At 26.9% G+C, this 6,036-nt stretch carries 2 protein-coding genes; both read left to right on the top strand.

Annotation, left to right across the window (positions count from 1 at the left end; translation table 11 throughout):
* Positions 1-314: 314 nt before the first annotated feature.
* A complete protein-coding gene (locus MBBAR_RS09905) occupies positions 315-914 on the top strand; it encodes a hypothetical protein (protein ID WP_249025067.1) in 600 nt (199 codons plus the stop codon).
* A gap of 844 nt (positions 915-1,758) precedes the next feature.
* The coding region (locus tag MBBAR_RS09900; RefSeq protein WP_143746198.1) for a beta strand repeat-containing protein at positions 1,759-6,036 on the top strand (4,278 nt) is incomplete at its 3' end.

The raw sequence follows: 6,036 nt of genomic DNA, 5'->3' as shown, positions 1-6,036 counted from the left end.
ATATATTCAATAAAAATACTACAAAATTTTCAACCAATCAAAAATCTCATAATTTATTTTATTTTTATTTTTTATCTTCTTTTATTTTTATTTTTTTAAAAAACAGCTATTATATTTTGTTTTTTGTATTATATTTTATATTATAAAAATTTATATACTAATTCTCCTAATATAAATTTATTAATTAGTAATTCAATAAATTTTAAAAAATCAATATTAATAAAAAAATAAATTTTAATAATTATTAATAAAAAAATTAATAATCCTTTATAAAAAAGGATATAATGTTATAAATATCATTTAGAGGTTATCAATTGAATCAAGTCTTAATAGCTTTATTATATTCACTTTCAGGATTTTTAATGAAACTTTCTGATGATGAATATGATGAAAAGTCAAATAAATTATCATCAATAATTCTTGGAATCATTTGTGGGATTATTATTGCTTTTTTAGCTAGTAATAATATAGATGCTTCTTATATTTTCATCGGAATATTAGTTGGTACTGCGTTATCTTTTAAAATTGATGGTATTCATCATATTGTAACTTTTTTAGTATTCTTATTATTATATCTTGTTTGGGGTGTTTTTAATCCTAATGGTAGTATTTTAACTGATTTAAGTTTGATTACTTTGTTAATTTGTATTATTTCTGCATTTATTGATGAAATTGGTAATGATAATAAAAGTATTTATAATAAAAGTAAATTTTTAAAGTTTTTCTTTGATTATAGGTTTACAATGAAATTAGCTATTTTATTTTTAGCTATTTTAGGTTATTATCAGTCTATTACTGGATTTTCATTACCTTTTGTTGATTTTTTAAATTTTTCAACTTTTATATTCTTTATACTCTTTGAGTTGTCTTATGAATTAGCTAATATAGTTTTTAGTAAGTATTTAATTGATTAGTATATTTTAGTTTAGTTTAGTTTAGTTTTTATTGTTGAAATACTCTCAGACTGATTATTTTTTGAATTTCAGTACGGAGATTTTTGCTCTCTAAACAATATAATTATTATTAGGGTGTTAAATTTTTAAGTTTCTGAAAGCTTTTGTATACTTTTAGAATTGTTGTATCCTTGTGTTATGATAAGTTCTGTTAAAAATACAATTAAATAACGTTTTTACGATGGATTCATTTGTATATTTATGAAATTTGTTGTTTTTCAGTCATTTTTTTAGTTAATTTGAAGAAATCTTCTATTTTTCCTTTTATTTTTTTATTATTTTTTTATTTTTTTTAATATTTGGTATTTTTGATTTTTTGAGGTAAAAAATTCAAATAAGGTTTTATTTCTAGTTTAAATCATTTTTTTCCTTTATTAATGTGGGGGGGGGGTGAGGATTGTTTTTTTCTATTTACTTTGGTTTGCTCTGGATTTTTTGTTTTAAGGGTTAAATTTATATATTATAAAATAGATTATATTATTATGTATAAATAGTGAATGCTCATTATATTTTTATTAAAATTATTCTTTTGGTTATTGTGTGTCTTTAAATTTAATAGTATTCATATTTGAATATAAAGAAAGTGAGCATTTGCTTATAGGATTTTTCACTGAATTAATTCTTTTTTCAAAATATAACCTATTAGAATAGTGATGGATTTTATTGATTAAACTAGGAATGGATGATATAAGATGATAATAAACAATATAGTAAATAGTTCTACTTTCTCAAATAAAAGTGCTGGTGGTGCTATTTTATTTAATATTAATCTATTTAATATTTTTATTATTGACGGTGGTGAATTATGAATCTTAAAACTCTTTTTAAAGTTTTATTGTTTGTTTTTATAGTTTTTGCTGTTTTCAATTGTTTAGGTAGTGTAGCTGCTGCAAATGAGACTAATATTACTAATACTACTTCTGGAGGTATTATTAATGGTATTAATAGTACTGATGATAATGGTGTTTTAAATTTGGATGAAGGGATTTATATTGGTAATAATAACAAAAATATAGTCATCGATAAGAATATTACTATTAAAGGTAAAGGTTCTACTGTTATTGATGGGCAGGGAAATGGTCAGTTTATAAAAAATTGTGATGGATATACTATTACTCTAGTTAATATAAAATTAAAAAATTTTAGTGGATTAGAGCGAATTGGTGGGCAAAATGTTAAAACATTAATAGGAGGATCTATTTTAGCTTTTAATTCGGATATTACATTAATTAATTGTACTTTTGAAGATTATCAAAAGGATATTTCAGGTAATGGTGAGAATGGTAGGAGAACTTCCTTAGTAATAGCAGGAGGAGGTATTTTTGCAAGTAATTGTACTTTGAATATTATTGGTACTGAATTTAAAAATTATAATATAACAGCTCGTAACGCTGCTTATGGTGCAGGTCAAGGTCGTGGAGCGGTCTTATTTATTCTTGGTGGTGATACTACAATAATTAATTCTTCTTTTTTAAATAATACCATGTATGCACATGCAGAGAATATTGGAAGTAGAGCCTATGGTCAGAATATATTTTATACAAATAAAAATATTATTTTTAATGGTTTTGGTGATAGTATTACTTTTGAGGAGATATTTAATGCTTTTTGGAATGTTACTTATTCAGATACTACATCTTTTAATATTTCACAGTCATATTTTTATTTTACTGAGTTAATTGGTGGAACTAGTGGAATGGCTGTTTATACTGATCAATTAGTTACTATTAATTACACTGTTTTTAATAGGATTGATACTTCTCTTAATTTTAGTCAAATTCTTTTCAGTGATTCTGGTAATTTTGTTGCTGATTATAATTTTTGGGGTTTAAATAGTAAACCAAGCAATGTAATTACTAATAATTATTTTACCGTGAATATTGTACCTCGTTTTGATAAATATTTGCATTCTGTTGTTTTTGATTATATTCTTGCTTTAAATGATAGTGATACTTATATTCCTGGATTATTGCCTTTAAATATGGTTTTTAATGATAGTTTAGTTAACAACAGCACTGTTTTTTTAGGAAGTCAGAATTATAGTTTTGTTGTTCCTTTGAGAGAGGGTCCTGATTCTTGGTTTGTTAATACTACATTTTCAGCTTGTTCTCTTTTATTTAGTTTTGATTTGACTTTAAATGACACTATTCTCAATCTTTCGGAAACTTTTATAAATAATTCTACACGTAATGTTTTTATCAAAGGTACTCTTTTTGATGTTTTTGATAATCGAATAGATGGAAGTATTACTCTTTCTATTTTTATTAATAATACTTTAATAGTGTATGCAGTTCCTGTTGTTAATGGCTTATGGAATCTTACTCTCGATAATATTGATTTTGGTTATTATCAATTTTTTGTTGAATATAGTGGTAGCCTTAATTACACTAATTCTAGTATTTTAGGTTCTTTCAGTGATATTGAAAATAGTAATGTGACTATAATTACTGACCCATATACTAATTTATCTTATGGAGATTTTGTTACTATCAGTGGTCGTATCGAAGATACTAATGGAACTCCTATTGATAATTATTATATTTACCTTATTACTAACGATAATGATTGTTATATGGCTGTGGTTAATAATGGTAATTGGAGTTTTAATCTTCAAAAATTCATAATTGGTAAACTTTACATAAGCATAGTTTTTAACAATACACCTGTAGAAGGTGTTGGAGAGTATAATAATTACTCTGTTAACTATATTATTGAATATAATCTTGCTATTCCAGTTGTTATTGTTAATTCTGTAACTGATGTGGTTTATGGTGATAATTTCACTGTTAGTGGTAATGTAACTGGTGTAGGAGGTAGTATTCCAATTGGTATTGTGACTATTCATTTCAATGATGGTACTAATGTAACTGTGGGTCTTAATACTGATGGTACTTGGAATTATACTTTCAATACTACTGATAGTAGTGTATTTGTTGGTGGTGTAGGTCATTATATTATTAATGTGACTTATAGTGGTGATAATAATTATTCTAGTACTGTTAATAGTGGTGTGAGTTTTAATGTCCTTCCTACTGCTCCAGTTGTTATTGTTGATCCTGTAAATGATGTGCTTTATGGTGATAATGTTACTGTTAGTGGTAATGTTACTGGTATTACTGGTGGTACTGGTGTAGGAGTTGTTCCAACTGGTAATGTGACAATACACTTTAATGATGGTACTAATACAACTGTGGCTGTTAATTCTGATGGTACTTGGTCTTACACTTTCAATACTACTAATAGTAGTGTTTTTGCTGGTGGTGTGGGTTCTTATGTTGTTAATGTGACTTATAATGGTGATAATAATTATAATAGTACTTTTAATAATAGTGTAAGTTTTAGTATTCTTCCTGTTACTTCTGTTGTTATTGTTGATCCTGTGATTGATGTGGTTTATGGTGATAATTTCACGGTTAGTGGTATTGTTAGTGGTGTAGGGCTTGTTCCTACTGGTAATGTGACTGTTAATATTACAGATGAATATGGTGTTAGTTATACTGTTAATTTAACTCTTATTGATGGTGTATTTAGTGTTACTCTTAATAGTGTGGTTATTGGTCTTTCTGCCGGTGAATATCTTGTGAATGTGACTTATAATGGTGATAATAATTATAATAGTACTTTTAATGATGATGTGAGTTTCAATGTTTCCTTGCTTGGTGTAAATAGTACTATTATTATTCCAGATAGTATTAAATCTGGACATGCGTTTAATATTACTGGTGTTCTCTTGGATAGTGATGGTAATCCATTGAGTGGTGTTGACCTTAATATTACTATAAATAATGCATCTTATACTGTAGTTACTGGTGATGATGGTGTTTGGAGTTATGCTTTCACTCCTGATGCTGCTGGTGAGTATATTGTTAGTGTTGGTTGGATTGGTAATAGTAATTACACTAATTTTACAAATATTAGTAGCTTTTTTGCTCGTAATGTGACTAATTCTAGTGTTATTGTTGTTCCTTCTCCTGCTAGTGTTGGTAATATGGTGAATATCAGTGGTGTTGTTAGTGATGAGGCTGATAATCCACTGGTTGGTGTTAGTGTTACTATTGTTCTTTCTAGTGGTGGTTCTAATACTTCTTATAATAGGGTTACTGATACTAATGGTCTTTGGGTTTTAGAATATGTTGTGCCTGATAATGTTACTCCTGGAACTGATATTACTGTTATTATGAATTGGAATGGTAATGAATCCTATTATGGGTTTAATAATAGTACAAGTTTCCGTATCTTGATTAATACTAACAGTACTATTATTATTCCAACCGGTCCTGTGACTGTAGGCTCTGTTTTTACTATTAGTGGTGTTTTAACTGATATTGGTGGTAATTTATTGGTTGGTGTTGATTTAAGTGTGGTTATTAATGGTACTGCTTATACTATGACTACTGGTGCTGATGGTAAATGGAATCTTAATTTTGTTCCAAAGAATGTTGGTGTGTTTAGTGTTATTGTTAGTTGGGCTGGTGATGGGACTTACTTTGGTTTTAGTAATAGTACTAGTTTTGTTGTGTTTAAGGATGATTTAGTTGTTGGTGCTGTTGTTGGAAATGGTAGTTTAGGTGATACTGTTATTGTTAGTTTATCTCTTAATGAGAGGATTAACACTACAAGTGATGTTATAATTGGTAATACTACTTATTATGGTGTTAATTTTTTAAATGGTGAGGCTGTTTTAAATTATATTATAATTAGTCCTTATTCTGGTGATTTAGAAGTTGTTTTTGTTGGTAATGCTGAGTATAATAGTGCTGTTACTTATGTTCCAGTTGTTTTTAAAGATTTAATTGGAACTAAAATTAGTTTAAGCTCAACAAAGGAGGGTAATAAGATTACTGTTGAAGGTGAGCTTAAAGATATTAATGGTAATGTTTTAGCTAATCAGGTGGTTGTTTTAAAGCTTGGTGATAAATCTGTGAATCTTAAGACAAACAGTAAAGGTGTTTTTAATTATACTTTCACTTTATCTAAGGCAGGTAATTATTATGGTAGTGCTTTGTATAATGGTTTGAATACAAGTTATGTTAAATATGGTTCTTCTATTGGTAAGTCTAATTCTATTACTGTTAATAAAGCT

Origin of the sequence: Methanobrevibacter arboriphilus JCM 13429 = DSM 1125 (assembly GCF_002072215.1) — an archaeon.
Classification (GTDB): Archaea; Methanobacteriota; Methanobacteria; order Methanobacteriales; family Methanobacteriaceae; genus Methanobinarius; species Methanobinarius arboriphilicus.
Note: the sequence above shows the minus strand (reverse complement) of the source record. Positions and strands in the feature narration are given on the sequence as shown.